Below are 21,818 nucleotides of genomic sequence, written 5' to 3' on the forward strand. Positions count from 1 at the left end.
TATTTCAAAAATTGTAAGGAGTGTATGCTTTTGAAGAAATATATAGTTAATCATGTTAAAGAGTTAGTTCAGCAGTGCAACACAAGAGATCCCTATGAGATAGCAGCAGAAAAAGATATTGCGATATTTCATTTCCCACTGTCAGAGAGGATACTTGGATACTTCGTTCAGTGCAGTGAAGGCGGGGCCATCATCATCAATGAAAAAATTCATGAGGCCCAAAAACCCTTTGTGGCAGCTCATGAGCTGTTGCATGCCACTGTTCATAATGATGAAGCAGCCTTTGTAAGACAAAGGAATATCTATGAAAAGCCGCAGGTTCTTGAATATGAAAGTAATTTCTTTGCAGTGGAGCTTTTAATTGATGAAGAGTTTTTTAGAAGCAATGAGGGCAGAACCATAAAAGAACTTTCTGATGTAACAGGGATGCCAGAAGATATGATAAACATGAAGTATGAGGAAGTCTTAAGGAAAAGGAATCAAAACTTTAGTTGAAATATAAAATTTAAAAAAAGGTTAAGGTGATTATTTATGGATTCTAGCAGCTATGTGGAGTATCTTTTAAAAAATCGGCAGGCTTTAAACCAGCAGCTTAAGGAATTGAAGAGAATGGTGGAAAGTCAAAGAGCCCTCACAGAAGAAGAGATTATCGAGGAGTTAACCTTTAAAAAGTCACAAGAGGAAAAGGTGAGCAAAAGCTACATAAGTGATAAAATACCTTCCATTGCCATCATTTATCACGAAGTTTTGGACAAGCGGTCTAGGAACAACTTAAGGGCCATGAACAGGGTAATTGAAGCTACTGAGGATGAGCTTATAAGGCTGGACAGAGCCATAGCCTTCTTACCAGATGAGAACAGGAGGATTTTAGACCAGCTGTACTTTAAAGGAAGGAACTACAGAGAGGTGGCAGAAACCTTAGCCGTCAGTGAAAGCACCCTGCATAGATATAGGAAGAAGACACTTCAGCATATAGCATTTTACTTTTCCATGGAACAGATTTTAGCTTCACCTAGAAATTCAAAAGAATATAAAAATTAGCAGCTTTTCAAATTGCAGTTTGAAGCTGCTTTTTTTATTAAAAAAAATTACACTGACCCACCCTTTCTGCATATTTAAAAGTGAAGGGAGTGATAAACATGGCAGTATCAAATATTAAAAACAGCACAGCTTTAGTTTTAAGATTCGAGAAGGGGCAGAATTTAGACGGAACCCCAAAAATCGTAAGTCAAAAATACTCAAAAATTAATAAAGCAGCAACAGATGAGGACTTATTCGCTGTTGGTGCAGCTATAGGAGAAGTTTTAATTAGCTATCCTGTAGAGCTAAAAAGAGTTGATGACTTCTCATTAGTGCAGGAGTAAAAAACTTTGGCGGGACAGGAGCCTGAACCTTTAAGGTAAGGACAAAAGCAGCCTGTGAAAGGCTCATCAAAAGCCCAGCCAAGAGTAGTTTCCTATAAGGAGGTGGAGGTATGAAGAAATTTTTCACCTTAATAGATAAACTACTGAATTTATGCAACAGCTACCTGAAGGTTTTCAGTGAAATTAGAAAGCAGGTGAACAACAAATCCCCAGGGAATAGAATTATCCTGCTATGGTTTCACATAAGAAAGGGTGTCAGGAGCTTTCAAATAATTATAGTTGAAAGAAGGAGTGAAGAACATGGAAAGAAAACTAGTAATGAGTTTTAAGGATCAAGTAGGGAGTAAATTCAATCTTATTGTTAACTCAGTTAAAGATGAGGTAACAGAAGTGGAAATCGAAGCTATAATGGATTCAGTTTTAACAACTGGAGCTGTTATCAGCAAAAACGGTGCCTTGATTGAAAAGCTTGGTGCAGTAATAGTAGAAACTACAGAAACAGAATACGACGTTCAGTAAGTGACACTCCAAATCTTTGGTTTGGCAAGTGGAGCTTCCACAGAGTGTATCTTTGATTTGGCAAGTGGAACTTACTCCTTCGAATGAATATGAGAAGGAGTTTCATATAAAGAGGATGAAGCCTTAAGGGCTCCATCCTTTTATTTTGAAGCAGAAGGAGGTGTCATCCATATAAAGAGGGCGCGGTTATAAGATAGGTTTTAAATTTAAGGAGGAAGAAAAAAATGGCTAGATTATGTTTTGATTATGGACACGGAGGTAATGATCCAGGAGCAACTTATAAAGGAAGAAAAGAAGCTGAGGAGGTCCTTAATATAGGAAAAAAGGTGGCTGCAGAGGTAAGGAGATTTGGAGTTATTGTTGATGAAACTAGGACTTCAGATAAAGCAGTAACTCTTAAGGAAAGAAGTAATTATGAAAATAAGAGTAACTATGATTACTTTATTTCATTTCATCGAAATGCATTTAAACCAGAACAGGCAAGAGGAGTAGAGACTTTTATATATCTTAATCCTGGAGCAAGGGCTGAAGCAATGGCAGAAAAGATTCAGAAGGCCTTAGTTGCTGTTGGGTTTAGTAATAGAGGAGTTAAAAGAGAAAATTTCCATGTATTAAGAGAAACCGTAGCACCAGCTATTTTAGTAGAGATGGGCTTCCTGGACAACTCAAAGGATAACCAGATTTTTGACTCAAAGAAAAGGCAAATCATTGAAGCACTAGCTTCAGCAATCCTTCAGCAGCTAGGAATTAAGTATACACAGGAACAATCAAAGCCGACGGTGAACACCCTGTACAGAGTAATGGTAGGGTCCTATGCAAATAGGGAAAATGCAGAGAAACAGATACAAAGATTAAAGGAAGCAGGGTTTGATGCAGTTGTGATGATAGGAGAGAAATAGCAGAGGAAAATTAAAGATATAAGAAAAGGGAAGTTAATAATATTAAACCATAGTTGATCTGTAGGTTTTGCGGTGGACATTATTGCTTTGTGAAATATTTTTAATATTCTATAAAAATGTTGATGAAAGAACAGATGTTTGGTATAATATTCCTGGGGAGTGATATTGTATGTTGAGCAAAAAGCAAGGGGAAATACTGGACATAATAATTAATTACATAGAGGAGGAAAAAATTTCACCAACAATTAGAGAAATTGGGGAATTGGCAAACTTAAGTTCAACCTCTACAGTTCATGGCTATTTAAAAAGGCTTGAGCAAAGGGGCTATATTTCACGTAGCAATGACTGTCCCAGAAGTATAAGAGTAATTTATAGAAAAAATAAGGAAATATTATTTGGGGATAGAATTAAAACCTTAAGGGAAAATGCGGGGATGACAAAAGCTGAACTTGGTATAAGAATTGGAGTATCAGACAGGACTTTAGGCTACTATGAATCCAATGAAATGTTACCTCGTAAGGAAGAAACTTTAGTTAAATTAGCTGAAACTTTTCATTTATCCTTAGATAAGCTGCTTAACGGTAATGATGAACATTGTGAAGAGGAAAATCAACTAAACAAATATGGTGAGGTTAAATACAAAGAAGCTCTTCATGGAATAAGAGCATTAGAAAGAGTGTTTACAGAGGGAGTCGTATCAGAGGAAGAAAAGGAAGAGATACTTAGAGTGGTAAATGTGATTTATTTTGATGCGAAGAATAAGAGATGAGTTGAAGCCATAGTTGACCCGTAGAATTTACGGGGGAAGGAAGTGACTTTATGTTTAAAAATGATATAGAGGTATATAAAAATGTAATTACTTTAGCACAGGTCGTAAGAGAGGAATATGAAAGTAATCATCAGGAAAACGGAGTAGTTAAAGTATGTGATAACATTGAGGAATTGTTTATTGTAACAGACAAGGAAAAAGCGTTAAATAATTATTTAGAAGAACAAGACTACGAAGTTATTAAAAATATTATGGTTTTTATGTATTTAGGTAGAGATAAAATTAATGATGAAGCTCAGTGTCCGGAAGAAATATTTAAGCAGCAAAGAGAAGGATTTGAAAATGATTGGGATGAAAAAGATGTTCTTATAGATCAAATAACAAGTAAGATGCAACTAGATGAATATCTGAGAAACGGATTGAAGATATTGGAAATTGTTTAAGATTAAGATGTATTTTTAATCTATTGAGAAATTCTACAGCTTTGAAGAAAAATTTGATTCAGATGTTTTGAAACAAGTTATGAATCAAGTTTTAGATGGTAAAGTTGAGAATAGAATTTTAAAGGAAGTAAGATATTGAGCTTCAAGAGTAAAGGTGATTAGCTTGAGGCGAAAAATGGGGGAGATCTTCATGGAAATAGAGAAAGAGCGGTACAGCCATTTAAACTTTGGGGAGTACATTGAAGGAAAGAGAAAACAACGAAAAATCACTTTAAGAGAGATGGCAAGAATGATGGGAATCACTGCTCCATACTTAAGTGATGTTGAGAAAAATAGACGAAATGCCTTTGATTTGGAAAGGCTAGAGCTCATGTGTACTATTCTTGAGTTTTCTGAAGAAGAACGAATTAAGATTATGGATTTAGCAGGTGAGAATAGACATGAGGTTACTCCAGACATTAAAGATTATATAATAGATAATTATTTTGTGACTAAAGCCATAAGAACTGCAAAAGAGTTAAAGGTAAGTGAAGAAGAATGGCTGGAGATAGTTGAAGAGTTAAAGGAAAGGAAGAGTTTAAAGTTATAATAGACGCTAAGTTGATATTAAGAAGGTAATAGAAGAAGCAACACCTGAGTCGTAGATTTTACGGGGGAAGGGGTGGTTTTTGTTTTGTAGGAATTAATAGTGGATGGTGGAATTGATAAGGTTGATAATAATGTAAGCTATTTCAGAAGATTAATATTTAGATTTATATGCAATGTTTTATAAGTGGAAATACTTCATAAAATTTTATAAGATGCGAATTTTGAAAATTTTATTACGATACAATCACAATTTACAACTTACTACAATCAATTGCTGGAAAGAATTTAGGTTAAGTATTATATTTTGTATATTATTCATATAATGATGAATTAATTAATATTACACGTTTATTGAAAATAATATAATATATTTATTTGAAATAGCTATCATATATGTTATAATATTCCAGAATAAAAGAGTATTATTAAGAAAATTTACGAAAATAAATGTTCTAGGTATATAGATAATTTAAGGAGGTTATTATGAAAAAATTTTTACTATTCTTATGCTCAATAGTTACAATTATAAGTATTTCAGGATGTTCTGCAGAAGAGGATCCCAATATGATAAAAGTAAGTAAATCTTCAGATGACATAATTGGCGGAAATTATCAAACAGTCATATCTGAACTAGAAAAGATTGGATTTACCAATATTGAGACTAAAGTGCTGGATGATTTAATTACTGGTTGGTTGACCAAAGATGGAGAAATTGAAGAAGTAGAGATCGATGGAGATACACAGTTTAACACAAATGATACTTTTTCAAAAGATTCTAAAATAGTAATTACATATCATACATTTTCAATAGAGGATGAAAGCGACGAGGAGTCTACTAAAGACAAAGGTTCTGAGATTGTTGAAGAACCAAACAAAGATAAACAATTGGAAAGTAATCAGGAGATATTAACTGTAGAAAGTAACGAAGAATTGGCAGCTGTTCTTACAGAACCTGACCCAGCAAGCCCAATTATAAGTGAATTTGCAAAAAAATATGCAGGTAAAATTATTGAATTTGATGGTAATATAGCAAACATGATGAATAATAGTAAGTATAAAACAAGATATGATATTTTAATTTATGCTGGGGATTATAGTGAAATGACCGCTATTGGACCTAATTTTAAATTTGAAAATGTGAATATTTCTGATTTAAAGCTTACTGGTTCTGAAATACCGGACAGTATTGGTACTGGACAAAATCTTCGTATTACTGCTGAAGTTAAAGAATACAAAGATAACACACAACTTTTCATGCTTAAGCCAATTTCTACTAAAATAAGATAAAAGATATTTTTGTTTTAGACAAATAAATACTATTATATAGAAAAAAATCACATTTGACCCGTATAATTTACGGAGAAGGATGTGGTTTTTGTTTTGTGGTTAAGTTTTAGAAGTGGTATGAAAGGGATTAATATAGACAATATCTTGATAGTTATTTTGAATAAACAAAAAATGATTATGAATATAAACTTGAAAATATGTTAATAATCATTAATACATATATAAAAATTAAAAACACAGGGTGTATTTAAAGTTAATGCATATTTAAAATTTAGACTTGGTGTTTAACTTCAACATGAGATGTAATTGCTATATTCTACATAAATTTTGAAAATATGGTAAAATAATTATAGGGAGGTGATTAAATGAAGGTTTTTGAGTTAAATCTAAAAGTGTTTTTGTTGAAAAATATATCAATTGAGGATTCACAGGAGAAAATTGCTGAATTTATAGATTTAGCATTAGGAAAAAGTGAAGAGTTTTTGAGTTTTCACAATGAGAATGAGTTTAAAAATTATTGTTTTAATTCTTTTTATCCATTGGAGGAAGATGGGATATATAAGGCTGATAAGGTTTATACCATCAATTTAAGAACCATCGATAAGGAGCTTGCGAATTATTTTAATGCAAACTTAGCTAACGAACATAACAATTATATAAAAGGGCTGATATGTGAAATCAGGATATTACCAAAGAAGCCAATAGAGAAACTTTATAGTATTACTCCTTTAATTATAAAGACAGATAAAGGGTATTGGAAGAATTCATTGAGCATTGATGAATTTGAGAGACGTATTAAAGAAAACTTAATAAAAAAATACAATCAATATAATAATGTGAAAATTAGTGAGGACTTCGAGCTTTATACAACTATTCTTATGAAAAATAGAAAGCCAATTGCTACAACATACAAAGGAAGAAGAATACTTGGTGACAAACTTAGCATTGTTATTTCAAGTGACGAAATTGCCCAGGAACTAGCATATATGGCATTAGGGACAGGTGTTGGAGAGATGAACCCTAGAGGATTAGGTTTCGTTAATTATAGATGGCTATAGGAGGTGAATTTGATGATAAAAGAATGTCTGGAGTCTTTTGAAAAAGAGATAGGTATCAAAGGAGATAAACTTATCTTAGATAATTATATACCTGCCGATGGTACTTATATAATAGTTGCTCCAATGGGTGATTCTTTTCAAATAGTAGATACTTTAAATATTAAGCTTGATAAGAAAACTAAAACCATTGATAGAAGCAGTAACTACTTTGATTCAATTTGTATGTATGATTACAATAGTAAGCTTGTGGACATGAATAAGCCCATTGATGGAAAAAAAATAATACACAGTAACAATTACCTCAGTTTTTTTGCTAAAAAAGAAAGTTTTATAAATGGAAAACTTACTGATGAAGTAATTGATGGATATTATGCTATATTGGCAGACCCTTATCTCAAATATCCAAAATCTAAATCAAAGTCCCATGAAGTATATATGGCTTTGGAAGAAGAAATTGGTACTGTTAATATTGAACTTCTTGAAAAAATAAGATGTTGGATTAAAGAGAATGTATATGAGATTGGTAAACAACATACAGGAAAGGACTATTTAAAGATTTTCTTTCAGTATGATGAACAAGATTATATTAGGGAAGGTAAGCGATATTTTATACCTAATATTTATAACAGCAATGATTACAATGTAAAGGTAATTGACGGAATATTGGGACTTCCTAATGATAATATGGGAATGAATGCTAAAAAACCTTATTTGGAAAATAAAACGAGAAAGATAACTTCACCATACTTAATTAATAGCGAGGAAGTAATGCTTCAGAAGAAGTTTTTTGATTATCTTTTAAATGAAGTTACACTAGGCAAAGTGAATGTTTACATCAATGATGAAGGAATTAAGGTATATCCTAATGGACAACTTCCAGACAAGGACTTTGAAGGCCTATACTTAAGGTTAAAGAAGGGAAAAGAGGTTGAGATTCGAGGATATGATGTTATTACAATGTATAAACCTAATTTAGCAAGGAGCTTTTCGTTTAATAATGTACTAAAGGATACGCTGGATGAAAAATCAGGAGAATTGTATGGTAAATATAAAAAGAGGTCTGATATACAAGGCATTATAGACAATGTATTTTTTTCAAAGTATTTAGTGAACAACTATTTCACTGATCCAGGAGATATTTCTATAACTAATAATGTTTTAAAGAATAATCTTCTTCTAGGACGAGAAGGAATCTTTAATTGGCTTTATAAAGGAAATAGTAATGGAATTGATAAATTGTTAGATAAACTCTCTTTAAATATTTTGAAGGGAACAATTGAAAGTGGATATTATAAGAAAGCAAAAGATCAATTTAATTTAAGATGGTCTTTAAAGAGTTATTTTGATGGAGGTGTTCAAATGGCAGAAGTTATTTATATTATGCAGGAAAGTCTTAGAAAAAAAATTAATGCTGAGGTAACTGATAAATTTGATAATGATGAGGAATATTATTTTGCAGTTGGACAGTTGGTAAATTACTTTTTATCTTTAAGCAAAGGTAAGAATAAGCCACAGTCCTTAGCCAATCCATTTGTAAATGCGAAGAATAATGAAATTATTAAAGAGAAGCTTAGAGCTCTTTATTTAAAATATAACTATACAATAGATAAAAATTCCAAGAGATTTAATAACCTTTATGGAATGATACTGGGGTATGTACCAGAAGGAAAGGTAAATCAAGATTTAATTTTAGCTGGATATCTAAGAAGTAATTTAGTATATGAGAAAAATAAGGAGGAGAAATAGTATGGATAAGAGAGTTTATGGAGTAATTGGGATAGTATCAAAAATGGCTAATTGGAATGCTGATTTTACAGGGTATCCTAAAACCACTTCTGATGGAAGTACCTTTGGAAGTGATAAAGCCTTAAAGTACCCAATGAAAAAAATGTGGGAAAACAAAGGTGATAAGGTGCTTTATATAAAATCACTTAAGTTATCTGAGGGGAAAAAGGGTGAAGTTACTGTAGTTCCAAGGTCATTAAAGGAAAGATATCAGTATATTTTTGGAGTAAAGGACTTGAAGCAATGTAAGGATACTTCAGAGGTTTTGAAGAATTTATTTAATGCGGTGGACGTTAAAAACTTTGGTGCAACCTTTGCAGAAGAGGGCAACAATATATCTATTACAGGAGCTGTACAGATTGGTCAGGGATTTAACAAATACGATGGTACAAATCCAGAGGAACAGCAGATTCTTTCACCATTTAGAGATGGCTCAAAGGATAATGCTGATTCAGAGGAAGCTAAGAACTCTACTCTTGGAACCAAGATTGTTAGTAATGAAGCACACTATTTCTATCCATTTACAATAAATCCTCTTGCATATAAAGAATTCAAAGAGCTAAGTGTTACTGATGGATACACTGAAGAAGACTACAACAAGTTTAAAGAAGCAGCATTAGTTTCAGCAACATCCTTTGCAACCAATGCTAAAGCAGGTTGTGAGAATGAGTTTGCTATTTTTGTTGAAACAGACAGTGACTTATACCTACCGACTCTTTCAGAGTATATTGAGTTTGAAAAGGGTGAGGATAAAAATATAATTAAAATCCAGTGCTCAGAGTTGTTAAATTCATTAAAAGATAGAATTAAAAATGTTGAGATTTACTTCAATCCATATACAACTAAAGTAGAATCCAATATTGAAGGAGCAAAGGAATATAATATATTCACACAAAAAGAGGTGTAGAATATGAAAATTTTAAAATTTAAATTGTGGGGAAAGACTGCTTTCTTTAAGAAGCCTGATGTAAACACATATATGTATTTTACCTATGGAAATATTCATAAGGTTGCATTACTTGGCCTTTTAGGAGCTGTAGTTGGTTATGGAGGCTATAATCAATTTGAGGCTAAACGAAGATGTGATAAGAAGTTTAGGGGTCAATATCCAGAGTTTTATGAAAAGCTTAAGTCAATAAAAGTAGGAATTGAACCAAATAATGAGGGTGCATTTATCTGTAAGAAAATTCAGGTTTTTAATAATTCGGTAGGGTATGCCTCAAAAGAAATGGGGGGAAACCTTATAGTTAAAGAGCAGTGGTTAGAAAATCCATCTTGGAACATATATCTTCTTGTTAACAATGAAGAAGCTGAAAATATAACAGAGGCTATTATAAATAGAAAAAGTGTTTTTACACCATACTTAGGTAAAAATGACCATTCAGCTAATATTACTGATATTGAAGTTTTTGATGGATGCAGTAAAGTAGAACGCTTAGATAAAATTAATTCTTTATGCTTTAAAGAAGATGTAACTTTATCACTTCCAGAGTCAGACTGGGCTGAGGAAGTGGTAGCTGATGAGGAGTATTTTAAATATACGGAAAGTCTTCCAGTGGGATTAGATGAGGAAACTAATTTATATATAATGAAGAGCTTTGTTTATAGCAATATGGATGTTGATTCTATTAGAGCAAAGGATATTTATAAGGTTCAAAATAAAAATATTATATTCATTTAAAGGAGGGGTCCCCCTCCTTTAATTCTAGGAGGTATCATGGAGTATTTCAAGGAGAGTGAAATCGTAGAAATAACAACGCTATTGAATAGTAGCAAAAAATTTTTAGCTCATTTAGGAGATGAAAAATATAGTGTAAATAAGGAAGAGACATTAAAGGAACATACAGACTTGGTTAACAAGTATATAAATAAGATAATTGAAGCTAAAAATTTAAATATAACTTTTGAAAATGTAGAAAGAGAGCTTCTTGCAGAAGTAAGTGAAGAGGGAAAACAGGTATTTAGAAACCTTGTTATCAATACATTTAATTTTCATGATTTAGGTAAACTTAATCCCAATTTTCAAGAATATAAGATGAAAAATTGTATAGGCGAAAAGGCTGATTTTATAAATATACATAGCAAACACTCGATTTTATCAGCTGTTTTATACATTAATTATTTTATTCCAGATATAAAGAAATTAGATAAGGTAAGTAGAGATATAATTTTAGAATATTTATTTTTAAATGCCTATGTTATTTCAAGACATCATGGAAGTTTAGATAGTTTTGAAAGTTTTTTAGATAAATTAGATAAAGATAGTGGTGATACGGCTGCTTCTTGTATTGAATTATTTTCTGAAGATGAAGTTGAATATTATAATGGGAAATTTACATTAACATTTAAAATGTTAAATGGAATGATAGAGGTCATTAAAAAGAGAAGAAAGGTAACTGATACCAATAATATAATTTATAAATATATCTACACAAAATTGATGTTTTCGCTACTGGTAGCAGCTGATTTTTATGCTACTTCAGAATTTATGAAGGGCAGTATATTGAATGAGTTTGGGGAAATATCGAGCATTGATGAGTTTTATAAAGACTATAAAGGTACAGGAGTTTATCACAGTATACGTGAATATGAAAATACGGAATATAGCAGAAAGAAAGATTTATTAAGGGAGAAGAATATAAATATCCTAAGAAATGAAATGTTTCTAGATGCTGAAAAGGAATTAATAAATAACATTCACGAAAATATTTTCTTTTTAGAAGCTCCTACAGGGAGTGGAAAGAGTAATGTTGCCTTAAATTTATCATTTAAGTTTTTAGAAAGTGAAAACAGTCTTAGAAAGATTTATCATGTATACCCTTTTAATACATTAATTGAACAGAATATAAAGTCATTAGAAAATATTTTTGGAGAAGACAGTGAAATTATAAAGCAAAAACTAGCAGTAATTAACTCTATTACACCAATTAAAACAGATGAGGAGAAGCTAATGGATGACGATGAAACAGGAAAGTATGAGTATTACACAAAAGCTCTTTTAGATAGGCAGTTTTTAAATTATCCCATGATCCTTACAACCCATGTTAGTTTATTTGATACCATGTTTAATTTTACAAAGGAATCTGCATTTGGATTTCATCAACTAGCAAATAGTGTAATAGTTTTAGATGAAATACAAAGTTATAAAAATATAATTTGGAGCGAGATTATTACCTTTTTAAAAGGGTTTGCAAAGCTGTTGAATATGAAAATTATAATTATGTCAGCAACGTTACCAGACTTAAATATATTAACTGGCAATGAGGAAAATACCTGTAGATTAATTAAGGATAGAGAAAAATTTTTTAGTAATCCGTTATTTAAAAATAGGGTAGAGGTTAATTACAATCTTATGGAGGATTCTATTGAAGGAATTTATGAACATGTTAAAGATATCAGCCATAATGGAGGGAAAATTCTTATTGAGTTTATAAAAAAGCAATCAGCTTATGAGTTCTTTAAAAAGCTAAAGGATGATGATGAGATTAATTGTTGTGTAGAGTTAATTTCAGGAGATGATAATGCAGCTGAAAGAAAGCGAATTTTAGATGTTGTAAAAGATACAAGCAATATTATTTTAGTTGCAACTCAGGTCATTGAAGCTGGTGTTGATATAGATATGGATATTGGATATAAAGATATATCTAAGCTTGATAGTGATGAGCAATTTTTAGGAAGAATTAATCGCTCATGTAAGCATAGTGGGAAAGTTTACTTTTTTAACTATGATGATGCAAAAAACATTTATAGAGATGATGTAAGAATTAATAAAGATTTTAGTTTAATAAGTGAAGATATGAAAAACATCTTAACCTTAAAGACGTTTAGTGAGTACTATGAGCCTGTACTCCAAGCTATCAAAAGAAAATATAATGAAGCTTATAATGACAGTAATCTAGAGCAGTTTTTCAATGAAGAAGTAGCAAAACTTAATTTTCAGAGTGTTGCAAAGAGGATGGAGCTTATAGGAAACGATATGTGGAGTATGTCTGTGTATTTTGCACAAAAGATTGAAAGTGATAAATTTGGATTACTTGATGGTAGAAAAGTGTGGCAGGAATACAGAGATTTACTTGAAAGTAATAGGTTGGATTATGCTAAGAAAGAAATAAAATTATCAGAAGTTAGAGCCAAGATGAATTACTTTATTTATAGTGTGAAAAAATCAGATATTTTATATAACGATAGAATTGGTGAGCTTTATTATATTGAGGACGGAGAGCAGTATTTTGAAAATGGAAAGATAGATAAAGGTAAGCTTACTACTGGTATAGGAGATTTTATTTAGGAGTTAGATATGAAGGTAAATGGAACATTAATAAATTATTATTTTCATTGTAAAAGGCAGTGCTGGCTTCATGGTAATAGATTAAATCTTGAAGATAATAGTGAGATAGTAAAGGTTGGAAAAGTAATACATGAAGAACGAGCTGAAAGAAGTAGTGGCACTGAACTAGCTATAGACAATATTAAGTTAGATAAGTTAACTAAGGATTATCTAGTAGAAGTTAAGAAATCTGATGCTGACGTTGAGGCAGCTAAGTGGCAGCTTCTTTTATATCTTAATATATTAAAGGAAAAAGGAATTGAAAGAAAAGGAAAACTAGAATTTGTAGAAAAAAATAAGGGGAAAAGTAAGATTCTTATATTGGAGTTAAATCAGCAATCTGAAGATGAATTAACCAAAGTTATTGATAGTATTGAGAAATTGCTAAAAGAAGAAAATGTACCAGAGACAATAAATAAACCTAGCTGTAAAAAATGTGCTTATTATGAGTATTGTTATATTTAGGAGGAATGTGAATGGGAAGCACAAGATATATCACATCCATGGGAGAACTTACAAGAAAAGATAACTCACTTTGTTTTAGAAAAGACGGAAAAAATGTTTATATTCCAGTGGAAAATACTACAGAAATATATTGTTTATCAGAGGTAACTTTAAATACAAAGCTTTTAGATTTTATAACCAGTAATAATATAGTAATTCACTTCTTCAATTACTATGAGGGGTATAGCGGAACTTATTATCCAAAGGATAAGTATAATAGTGGAAAGTTGTTAATTAAACAAGTAGAAGCCTATAAGGATAAAAGGCTTGAAATAGCAAAGCAAATAGTAAGAATTATCGGAGTTAATATTAGTGAGGTGTTATATCATTATTATAAACACGATAAAAAAGAGGTTAAAGGCACTATTGATTGGATTAGAAAGGACTTTAAAGAAAGAATTGATGTAGTAGCTGATGTTAAACAGTTAATGGCAATTGAAGGCGAAGTATGGCAACGATTTTATGGGGACTTTAAATATATTCTTCCTGAAGATTTTATTATGAATAAAAGGGTCAAGAGGCCACCAGATAATCCTATAAATGCTTTGATTTCTTTTGGAAATTCACTTTTATATACAAAAACAATTTCAGCCATATACAGAACTCATTTAGATCAAAGGATAAGTTTTCTTCATGAACCAAGTGAGGGGAGATTTTCTTTAAGCCTTGATATCAGTGAGGTTTTCAAACCAGTTATAGTTTACAAGACAATATTTGAACTGGTAAATAATAAAAAAATCCAAGTGTCAAGGCACTTTGACAAGAAGGTTAATTATTGTTTGTTAAATGAAGAAGGAAGAAATATTTTTATTACGGCTTTTGAGGAAAGATTGGAAAGTGTATTTATGCATCCGAAGCTGAAGAGAAAGGTTTCATATAGAACTGCAATAAAATTAGATTGTTATAAATTGATAAAGTTTATTATGGAGGACAGAGAATTTACTCCTTTCAGTTTAAAGGAGGGTTTATAAAGTGAGTAAAAATATTAATTATAATTATGCTTTTCTATTTTATGATGTTAATGAAAAGAGAGTAAATAGAGTTTTCAAAGTATGTAAAAAATACTTATCCCATTTTCAAAACTCAGTATTTAGAGGAGAATTATCACCATCAAAATTGATATCTTTGAAAAAGGACTTAAATAAAGTAATAGATGAAGATGAGGATTTTGTGTGTATTATTAAACTTATGAACGATAATGTATATGGTGAAGATATACTAGGAAATAAGAAGCATGATACAGGTGAAGACTTAATAATATAATTTACCAGGCAAATTATATACTATTTTATGCTTCAGAAGAGTTGTTTCAATGGGTTTAACTTATTTAAGTAAGTTAAAAGGAGAGGCAAATATTCATCTGGTAAAAAAATGATACGGCTTTGTATTACAACAGGTTAGGAGTATAATATAAAGTAAGAATGGCTTAAATACTAAGCTTTAACTTCAACATGAGATGTATTTAAATGCTATAGCAGCATTGCTAAGTGTTCCTGTTGTCTCCTTTAACTTCAACATGAGATGTATTTAAATCTTGAAAATGTTAATAAATATATTAACCACATGGGCTTTAACTTCAACATGAGATGTATTTAAATGCGAACGCGTTTAACACAAACATGGAGAATGCATCTTTAACTTCAACATGAGATGTATTTAAATTACTAGAAGCAAAAGTAGACAATGACGTATATCTTACTTTAACTTCAACATGAGATGTATTTAAATACAGAGAATTAAGAAATATTTTGAACGATATGGATCTTTAACTTCAACATGAGATGTATTTAAATAGGAGTTAATACTCACAGTAACGGTTCGGAGCTTCTTTAACTTCAACATGAGATGTATTTAAATTAGTTATACCATGCCATTATTATTCCTCCCTTCAACTTTAACTTCAACATGAGATGTATTTAAATTTCAAATAAATTCCAATAGTAACTTAGTTGGACTTGCTTTAACTTCAACATGAGATGTATTTAAATACATCACGTCTTTGTGATTGAATATTATTAATATTTTCTTTAACTTCAACATGAGATGTATTTAAATATGCGATTATTGAGGTATGTGCTATGTATAGTATACCTTTAACTTCAACATGAGATGTATTTAAATTAACAAAGCATTATTTTTAGACAACAACTGCGAACTCTTTAACTTCAACATGAGATGTATTTAAATACAATTGATTTTAATATAAAATATGCACATAATAGCCCTTTAACTTCAACATGAGATGTATTTAAATTTAATATAAAAGAGATGGAATTTAATCCATCTCTTCTTTAACTTCAACATGAGATGTATTTAAATTCTATTTTGTTTATTTTATTTGCAATTGCTATATATCTTTAACTTCAACATGAGATGTATTTAAATGCATAAACTTTTTTATCATTATAACTTCTAACAAACTTTAACTTCAACATGAGATGTATTTAAATTGGACGACTTACGTGAGGTTATCGGTAAGTCCAGAACTTTAACTTCAACATGAGATGTATTTAAATACCGACATACGATGAAATTATTAATAGCAATTTACCTTTAACTTCAACATGAGATGTATTTAAATCTTGTGGTTTCCAAAAGACGTGATGTGATTAACACTTTAACTTCAACATGAGATGTATTTAAATTGGAAGAGGTGGTAAGCACTTCATAATTTAGGAGGTCTTTAACTTCAACATGAGATGTATTTAAATGTGAATACAAAATAGGTGGTTGTAATATGTGGACATCTTTAACTTCAACATGAGATGTATTTAAATGACGGAGTTTTCGTTCCACTCGCTAGTTTTGTAACTCTTTAACTTCAACATGAGATGTATTTAAATTGGAATAAGAGAAGTGATAACGATAAAATAATTTGCTTTAACTTCAACATGAGATGTATTTAAATTTCGGTATTTACTTTAATAGAAGTTATGATGCTTCTTTAACTTCAACATGAGATGTATTTAAATATTAGTTGCGAAAGTTTAATGTTGCAGCCGTATCCACTTTAACTTCAACATGAGATGTATTTAAATAGGTAATATCGGAGTAACTTCATCTGGGCAGTTATCTTTAACTTCAACATGAGATGTATTTAAATGAGGATTACAGATATTTTATAAAGAATTACAATATCTTTAACTTCAACATGAGATGTATTTAAATAAAACTACTATAGCTGAGAAATGGCTTACAACTTTCTTTAACTTCAACATGAGATGTATTTAAATGTTTCTTTTAAAGGCTTCTAATTCTAATCTAATTACCTTTAACTTCAACATGAGATGTATTTAAATTTATGAAGGAGATACACAAGGTATTGAATGGTTGAACTTTAACTTCAACATGAGATGTATTTAAATGAAATCCAGATACATTAACAACAAACATGTTCTTCCCTTTAACTTCAACATGAGATGTATTTAAATCATTTATGGTATGAGCTATGGAGACACAGCTAATAACTTTAACTTCAACATGAGATGTATTTAAATATTAAAAGAAAGTTTGATAATCCTATGGCATTGCCTTTAACTTCAACATGAGATGTATTTAAATACAGTTAACTCATTTCCATTTTTTCTTCCGGTCTTACTTTAACTTCAACATGAGATGTATTTAAATAAATAAAAGTGAGGTATTTTAAATGAACAAAGTTACTTTAACTTCAACATGAGATGTATTTAAATGAGAAAAGAAAATATCCCCAGATTGTTTTGTATTCTCTTTAACTTCAACATGAGATGTATTTAAATCTACACCACACACGACTTAGAAATACTTATAGACACTTTAACTTCAACATGAGATGTATTTAAATAGACTCAACGCGTTATTTTTACCGATTTTCCATGGCTTTAACTTCAACATGAGATGTATTTAAATACCTCATTCGGCAGATATTGTGTACCTAGCTTTTTCTTTAACTTCAACATGAGATGTATTTAAATCTCATTAACCACATTGGAGCAAACTAATATAACAACTTTAACTTCAACATGAGATGTATTTAAATGTGACAAAGAGGGGTGAAGCCTTAGACCTTACAGGCCTTTAACTTCAACATGAGATGTATTTAAATCCCAAATGACCCTAAACACCCAAGCTGGTGCAATACTTTAACTTCAACATGAGATGTATTTAAATGTGTGAATGTTGTAAACAGATGAAAAGGGAGAGCCTTTAACTTCAACATGAGATGTATTTAAATAATGTAATTATTGCCATGTCAAATATAGGGTATTTCTTTAACTTCAACATGAGATGTATTTAAATATACTTAAAGCTGGTACTTTTATTCCTGAATGTGTCTTTAACTTCAACATGAGATGTATTTAAATGATTTGGAATTCCAACTTTATGAAGGGCTGCTTGCTTTAACTTCAACATGAGATGTATTTAAATTTGGCATTGTCTAAGAAGAACCCTTCAACTATTATCTTTAACTTCAACATGAGATGTATTTAAATGTTTATTCAAACTTCTTAGCAACCTCAGCAAATGCGCTTTAACTTCAACATGAGATGTATTTAAATATTGCAGGGTATACGGCTTTAGCTGATGAGAATACTTTAACTTCAACATGAGATGTATTTAAATTCCCTTGTTTTACAGGAATCTGAATCCCAAAGCCACTTTAACTTCAACATGAGATGTATTTAAATAAGAGTAAGAGATAAAATATTGGAATTAAAACCTCCTTTAACTTCAACATGAGATGTATTTAAATTCCTCTAAAGCTCCTTTGAGCAACATGTAACTACTGCTTTAACTTCAACATGAGATGTATTTAAATGTAACCTCATTACCTAATAAGACTATCGATAAGATCTTTAACTTCAACATGAGATGTATTTAAATTTGCAGTATGTAATTTATTTTAATATTATTGTCGAACTTTAACTTCAACATGAGATGTATTTAAATATTTTTAGATGATGGTGTGAGTGGTACAATTCAATCTTTAACTTCAACATGAGATGTATTTAAATTTTTCGTTTCAAGGTATATAGAGACTCTAGATAATTTTGTGTAATTAAAATATTATTCATTAAAATTGTAAAAAGTACAAGTTATGCTAATTCATCTTTAAGTTGATCTGAAAATGCTATTGCAAGCTCCGCTAATGTATTTCACCTTCAAGAATATTTTCTAAAACATCTTTTACTAGTCTCTGTATAAGTCCATTCTCTCCCATAGCATCATCAATAGTTTTACATTTCCTAACCTCCGCGTTGTAATCAAAGTTGGTATCTTCTGTTTTCTTCATTCTAAAATCCTACTTATATATATGTTATTCCTAATCTTCCAGCTCATCATACAAAAAGAGAGTAGGCATATTTGTTTTTATACAAATCTATCTACTCTCCTTAAGAAAAAATATTTTTGTAGCAACCTCAATCGGTTTTGTCTCGGGTGGAAGAATGATCGGTTGGGGGGAGATAATAAATAGAAAAACACTAACGATAAGAGTAACATTTACATCAAAAGTAGCTGTTACTCTTTATTATATCATCATTAATTAAGCGATACCTCACCCGTAGATTCTACGGGGCAGCAATGTTTCGATTATATATGCAAGAAGCATTACAACCTTTTAAATTTATATTGTTTTTCATTTTAAAGGAATATATGATTATTTCATAGAAAGTATTTTCCTTATTATAAGTAATAATATAATCATAAAATATATTATAATAAAGGAGTAAATAGATTATTAGGAAGTTAAAATGAAAGGTATTAATTCAAATGGAAACCAAGGATATTATTAATGAATTTTTAAATAATAAGAATGAAGAAAATGCTAAGGGTATGAAGGCTTATTTAAAGGATAACTTTGAGTTTCTTGGTGTTAAAACTCCCCTTAGAAAACAGGTGTCTAAGGAGTTTTTAAAAGAAAAATCTAAGGAAAACTTTATAGATGAAGCTTTAGTTAGAGAATTATGGGCTAATGAATATAGAGAGATGCAGTATATAGCTATAGACTACTTAATAAAACAGAAAAAGAAGCTTCAAAGAGAACATATTACTTTGATAAAGGATCTTATTGTTACAAAATCCTGGTGGGATTCTGTTGATCTTATAGCTAGCCACTTAGCTGGAGAGTTAGGAAGAAAATATCCAGAGCTTATTGAAGAATATTTTTTACCTTGGAGTGAATCAGAGAATATGTGGCTTAGAAGAACTGCGATTTTATATCAATTAAAATATAAAGAAAATACCAATACAGATTTTTTGAAGCAAGTAATTAAAGTTACCCTTCACCAGGAGGAGTTTTTTATTAGAAAAGCTATTGGATGGAGTTTAAGAGAATACTCTAAGTTTAATCAGGAATGGGTTAGGGAGTTTATAGCTAATAATAAGTTAAGTAAATTAAGTGAAAAAGAAGCTAGTAAATATCTATAAAGGAAGTTAGGTACAACTTTCATAGTAGTTATATGTTACATGAGTAATGAAGTAAAAGGCTAAATGATAGATTAATATAGGATTTATCAGTTGGCCTTTTTATGTTTAATTAGGGTAGTGTTTTAAAATACTCTGAAACTAATTGTATAAAGTATGGGGGATAATTTGGAATATTTGAGTTGGAATTATATTCTATAAGATTTATAGTTCTTTTTTATGAATTCCAATTCGAATTTTACCTTGTACTCCAGTTAAAATAGAAGATAATTCAGATTGAAATTGTTGCTGATGAAACATTAATGTTAATAATATTAAGCCATGACTGACTCGTAGATTATACGGGGTAAGCTGTGGCTTGTTTATTTAAACTTAAATAGAAGGTATAATATAATTTTATTATAAGGAAAATTATTGAAATAAGTTTGATAGGGATAATCAAAGAATTATTGAAGTGGGGTAAAAGATGAGAGATAAGAAGGAGTTATTTGCTGGGTGTTTATTAGGCGGTGCTATAGGTGATGCTTTAGGATATCCAGTGGAATTTATGAAGTACTCTAAGATATTAGAAGAATTTGGAGCTGAGGGTATTACAGAGTTGAAAATTAACCAAGAAAAGAACAAGGCAATTATATCTGATGATACTCAAATGACTTTGTTTACTGCGGATGGCCTTATATGGGCTTATGAAAGGATGCGAGATAGAGGGATTGGTTCTTATACAGGAAGTGGAATTTATCAATCCTATTTAAGGTGGTATTACACACAGACAGGGGTGGTAATTGATGAGTTTTGGCTAAAAAAACAACCTCATGAAGAGTTTAGAGATGATTCAAAGTACCCTAAGAGTATTTTAGACCATAAGGAGCTTTTTGAAAGAAGAACTCCAGGCCCAAGCTGTTTGAATGCTTTAAGCAGTGGTGAAATGGGGACCATTGAAAGACCGATTAACAATAGTAAAGGTTGTGGAGGAATAATGAGAGTTGCACCTATTGGTGTATTTCTTCATAAAAATCCAGAAGAAGCTTTTCAGGTAGGAGCTGAAGTAGCAGCAATTACACATGGACATCCAACAGGATATCTGGCAGCAGGTACTTTAGCCTGCATCATAGCTGAGTTTATAAATGGAAGAACTATATTGGAAAGTATTAATAGTGCTATTGAAATACTTAAAGGGTATAGTAGACACGAAGAAACTTTAAAGGCCTTAGAAAAAGCTATAGACTATGCTAAGGATGAAGAGAAAACAGGCTATGAAGTTGTCAAAAAGTTAGGACAAGGCTGGGTAGCTGAGGAAGCATTAGCTATAGCTGTATACTGTGCATTAAAAAATAAAGATTTTAAAAGTGCCCTGATTATGGCAGTAAACCATGACGGAGACAGTGATTCTACTGGAGCCATATGCGGGAATATATTAGGAGCTGCTTATGGGAGAAGGTTTATACCAGAGGAGTGGATAGATAAGATTGAGTTAAAAGAGTTCATGGAGGAGCTAGGAGATAGATTGTGTAATTTGTCATAAGGTTTTATATGTTTAGGAGAGTTTTTTTATGGGAATTACCACAATGGATGTAGATGTTTTTGTTATGATAAAGAAAGTAAAATATTAAGATTACTTATTGAATATAAGTACGATGAGGATTTTGCGAAGAAGATTCATCAATCTAGAGTAATTATCCAAGCAATTTATTATATTGAAAAATTTGAAATAGCAGGGTTAGAATTACAAAACATAATTTTAATAGGTGATAAGAATGAATGTTTTATATTAGATTCCAATGTTTTAATTAAGTATTTATCAGAGGATACAAGTTGGAATATTGCTCCATCAGAATCAGCAGATAAGAATAATGAGCTGCTATTAAAAATA

At 30.7% G+C, this 21,818-nt stretch carries 20 protein-coding genes, 1 pseudogene and 1 CRISPR repeat array; of the genes and pseudogenes, 20 read left to right on the forward strand and 1 reads right to left on the reverse strand.

What is annotated here, in order from left to right:
* The first annotated feature begins 30 nt into the window (after positions 1-30).
* From BN1075_RS13050 to cas2, 18 genes are all read left to right on the forward strand, one after another.
* Entirely contained in the window at positions 31-495 is a 465-nt protein-coding gene (locus tag BN1075_RS13050) for an ImmA/IrrE family metallo-endopeptidase (RefSeq protein WP_040193667.1), read from the forward strand.
* A gap of 36 nt (positions 496-531) precedes the next feature.
* Entirely contained in the window at positions 532-1,041 is a 510-nt protein-coding gene (locus BN1075_RS13055; RefSeq protein ID WP_040193668.1) for a sigma factor-like helix-turn-helix DNA-binding protein, read from the forward strand.
* A gap of 98 nt (positions 1,042-1,139) precedes the next feature.
* A complete protein-coding gene (locus BN1075_RS13060; RefSeq protein WP_040193669.1) occupies positions 1,140-1,364 on the forward strand; it encodes a DUF1659 domain-containing protein in 225 nt (74 codons plus the stop codon).
* Positions 1,365-1,474: 110 nt separating this feature from the next.
* On the forward strand, positions 1,475-1,693 hold the full coding sequence (locus BN1075_RS13065; protein ID WP_040193670.1) for a hypothetical protein: 219 nt from the start codon (positions 1,475-1,477) through the stop codon (positions 1,691-1,693).
* Positions 1,665-1,883 (forward strand): DUF2922 domain-containing protein, encoded by a 219-nt coding sequence (locus tag BN1075_RS13070; protein WP_040193671.1) that lies wholly within the window; start codon positions 1,665-1,667, stop codon positions 1,881-1,883. Before BN1075_RS13065 ends, BN1075_RS13070 begins: the two co-directional genes overlap by 29 nt.
* Positions 1,884-2,107: 224 nt before the next feature.
* Positions 2,108-2,782 carry an N-acetylmuramoyl-L-alanine amidase gene (locus BN1075_RS13075; RefSeq protein WP_040193672.1) on the forward strand — a complete coding sequence of 225 codons (675 nt, stop codon included), beginning with the start codon at positions 2,108-2,110 and terminating at the stop codon, positions 2,780-2,782.
* 169 nt (positions 2,783-2,951) lie between these two features.
* Positions 2,952-3,551: a LexA family protein gene (locus BN1075_RS21190; RefSeq protein ID WP_081911590.1), complete on the forward strand. Its 600-nt coding sequence runs from the start codon at positions 2,952-2,954 to the stop codon at positions 3,549-3,551.
* A 50-nt stretch (positions 3,552-3,601) separates the two neighbouring features.
* Positions 3,602-3,994 carry a DUF3775 domain-containing protein gene (locus tag BN1075_RS13085; protein ID WP_040193673.1) on the forward strand — a complete coding sequence of 131 codons (393 nt, stop codon included), beginning with the start codon at positions 3,602-3,604 and terminating at the stop codon, positions 3,992-3,994.
* 190 nt (positions 3,995-4,184) lie between these two features.
* The gene (locus tag BN1075_RS13090; RefSeq protein WP_040193674.1) at positions 4,185-4,583 is read left to right on the forward strand and encodes a helix-turn-helix domain-containing protein; all 399 of its coding nucleotides are present in this window, start codon (positions 4,185-4,187) and stop codon (positions 4,581-4,583) included.
* 482 nt (positions 4,584-5,065) lie between these two features.
* The gene (locus BN1075_RS13095; RefSeq protein WP_040193675.1) at positions 5,066-5,869 is read left to right on the forward strand and encodes a DUF4839 domain-containing protein; all 804 of its coding nucleotides are present in this window, start codon (positions 5,066-5,068) and stop codon (positions 5,867-5,869) included.
* 365 nt (positions 5,870-6,234) lie between these two features.
* Positions 6,235-6,927, forward strand: coding sequence for a CRISPR-associated endoribonuclease Cas6 (gene cas6, locus BN1075_RS13100; RefSeq protein WP_040193676.1), 693 nt, complete (start codon positions 6,235-6,237; stop codon positions 6,925-6,927).
* 12 nt (positions 6,928-6,939) lie between these two features.
* A complete protein-coding gene (cas8b, locus tag BN1075_RS13105) occupies positions 6,940-8,673 on the forward strand; it encodes a type I-B CRISPR-associated protein Cas8b/Csh1 (RefSeq protein ID WP_040193677.1) in 1,734 nt (577 codons plus the stop codon).
* Position 8,674: 1 nt separating this feature from the next.
* Positions 8,675-9,619 carry a type I CRISPR-associated protein Cas7 gene (locus BN1075_RS13110; protein WP_040193678.1) on the forward strand — a complete coding sequence of 315 codons (945 nt, stop codon included), beginning with the start codon at positions 8,675-8,677 and terminating at the stop codon, positions 9,617-9,619.
* Between the two features lie 3 nt (positions 9,620-9,622).
* Positions 9,623-10,393 carry a type I-B CRISPR-associated protein Cas5b gene (gene cas5b, locus BN1075_RS13115; protein ID WP_040193679.1) on the forward strand — a complete coding sequence of 257 codons (771 nt, stop codon included), beginning with the start codon at positions 9,623-9,625 and terminating at the stop codon, positions 10,391-10,393.
* Between the two features lie 36 nt (positions 10,394-10,429).
* Positions 10,430-13,000: a CRISPR-associated helicase/endonuclease Cas3 gene (locus BN1075_RS13120; RefSeq protein WP_040193680.1), complete on the forward strand. Its 2,571-nt coding sequence runs from the start codon at positions 10,430-10,432 to the stop codon at positions 12,998-13,000.
* A 9-nt stretch (positions 13,001-13,009) separates the two neighbouring features.
* A complete protein-coding gene (cas4, locus tag BN1075_RS13125) occupies positions 13,010-13,504 on the forward strand; it encodes a CRISPR-associated protein Cas4 (protein ID WP_040193681.1) in 495 nt (164 codons plus the stop codon).
* Positions 13,505-13,515: 11 nt separating this feature from the next.
* Positions 13,516-14,514: a type I-B CRISPR-associated endonuclease Cas1b gene (gene cas1b / locus BN1075_RS13130; protein ID WP_040193682.1), complete on the forward strand. Its 999-nt coding sequence runs from the start codon at positions 13,516-13,518 to the stop codon at positions 14,512-14,514.
* A gap of 1 nt (position 14,515) precedes the next feature.
* Entirely contained in the window at positions 14,516-14,806 is a 291-nt protein-coding gene (cas2, locus tag BN1075_RS13135) for a CRISPR-associated endonuclease Cas2 (protein ID WP_040193683.1), read from the forward strand.
* A 175-nt stretch (positions 14,807-14,981) separates the two neighbouring features.
* Positions 14,982-18,537: direct repeats of the CRISPR family, unit length 30 nt; unit sequence CTTTAACTTCAACATGAGATGTATTTAAAT.
* Between the two features lie 137 nt (positions 18,538-18,674).
* Here cas2 and BN1075_RS21960 read toward each other — a convergent pair.
* Positions 18,675-18,815 (reverse strand): annotated as a pseudogene (locus tag BN1075_RS21960) (IS256 family transposase); the annotation flags it as partial.
* Positions 18,816-19,294: 479 nt separating this feature from the next.
* Between BN1075_RS21960 and BN1075_RS13145 the strand changes: the two are divergent.
* Both BN1075_RS13145 and BN1075_RS13150 read left to right on the forward strand, forming a co-directional pair.
* Complete coding sequence (locus BN1075_RS13145; RefSeq protein WP_040193684.1) at positions 19,295-19,951, forward strand: DNA alkylation repair protein; 657 nt, start codon at positions 19,295-19,297, stop codon at positions 19,949-19,951.
* Positions 19,952-20,414: 463 nt separating this feature from the next.
* Positions 20,415-21,470, forward strand: coding sequence for an ADP-ribosylglycohydrolase family protein (locus tag BN1075_RS13150; protein ID WP_040193685.1), 1,056 nt, complete (start codon positions 20,415-20,417; stop codon positions 21,468-21,470).
* Positions 21,471-21,818: the final 348 nt, after the last annotated feature.

The sequence above is a fragment of the Clostridium culturomicium genome, from assembly GCF_000821305.1.
GTDB lineage: Bacteria > Bacillota > Clostridia > Clostridiales > Clostridiaceae > Clostridium_J > Clostridium_J culturomicium.

What these genes read in the sequence shown, in the direction of transcription:
- BN1075_RS13145 (WP_040193684.1), top strand. Translation starts at nt 19,295, where the DNA reads ATGGAAACCAAGGATATTATTAATGAATTTTTAAATAATAAGAATGAA.
- cas1b (WP_040193682.1), top strand. Translation starts at nt 13,516, where the DNA reads ATGGGAAGCACAAGATATATCACATCCATGGGAGAACTTACAAGAAAA.
- BN1075_RS13075 (WP_040193672.1), top strand. Translation starts at nt 2,108, where the DNA reads ATGGCTAGATTATGTTTTGATTATGGACACGGAGGTAATGATCCAGGA.
- BN1075_RS13085 (WP_040193673.1), top strand. Translation starts at nt 3,602, where the DNA reads ATGTTTAAAAATGATATAGAGGTATATAAAAATGTAATTACTTTAGCA.
- cas5b (WP_040193679.1), top strand. Translation starts at nt 9,623, where the DNA reads ATGAAAATTTTAAAATTTAAATTGTGGGGAAAGACTGCTTTCTTTAAG.
- cas6 (WP_040193676.1), top strand. Translation starts at nt 6,235, where the DNA reads ATGAAGGTTTTTGAGTTAAATCTAAAAGTGTTTTTGTTGAAAAATATA.
- BN1075_RS13110 (WP_040193678.1), top strand. Translation starts at nt 8,675, where the DNA reads ATGGATAAGAGAGTTTATGGAGTAATTGGGATAGTATCAAAAATGGCT.
- BN1075_RS13095 (WP_040193675.1), top strand. Translation starts at nt 5,066, where the DNA reads ATGAAAAAATTTTTACTATTCTTATGCTCAATAGTTACAATTATAAGT.
- cas8b (WP_040193677.1), top strand. Translation starts at nt 6,940, where the DNA reads ATGATAAAAGAATGTCTGGAGTCTTTTGAAAAAGAGATAGGTATCAAA.
- BN1075_RS21190 (WP_081911590.1), top strand. Translation starts at nt 2,952, where the DNA reads ATGTTGAGCAAAAAGCAAGGGGAAATACTGGACATAATAATTAATTAC.
- cas4 (WP_040193681.1), top strand. Translation starts at nt 13,010, where the DNA reads ATGAAGGTAAATGGAACATTAATAAATTATTATTTTCATTGTAAAAGG.
- BN1075_RS13120 (WP_040193680.1), top strand. Translation starts at nt 10,430, where the DNA reads ATGGAGTATTTCAAGGAGAGTGAAATCGTAGAAATAACAACGCTATTG.
- BN1075_RS13060 (WP_040193669.1), top strand. Translation starts at nt 1,140, where the DNA reads ATGGCAGTATCAAATATTAAAAACAGCACAGCTTTAGTTTTAAGATTC.
- BN1075_RS13090 (WP_040193674.1), top strand. Translation starts at nt 4,185, where the DNA reads ATGGAAATAGAGAAAGAGCGGTACAGCCATTTAAACTTTGGGGAGTAC.
- BN1075_RS13065 (WP_040193670.1), top strand. Translation starts at nt 1,475, where the DNA reads ATGAAGAAATTTTTCACCTTAATAGATAAACTACTGAATTTATGCAAC.
- BN1075_RS13150 (WP_040193685.1), top strand. Translation starts at nt 20,415, where the DNA reads ATGAGAGATAAGAAGGAGTTATTTGCTGGGTGTTTATTAGGCGGTGCT.
- BN1075_RS13070 (WP_040193671.1), top strand. Translation starts at nt 1,665, where the DNA reads ATGGAAAGAAAACTAGTAATGAGTTTTAAGGATCAAGTAGGGAGTAAA.
- BN1075_RS13055 (WP_040193668.1), top strand. Translation starts at nt 532, where the DNA reads ATGGATTCTAGCAGCTATGTGGAGTATCTTTTAAAAAATCGGCAGGCT.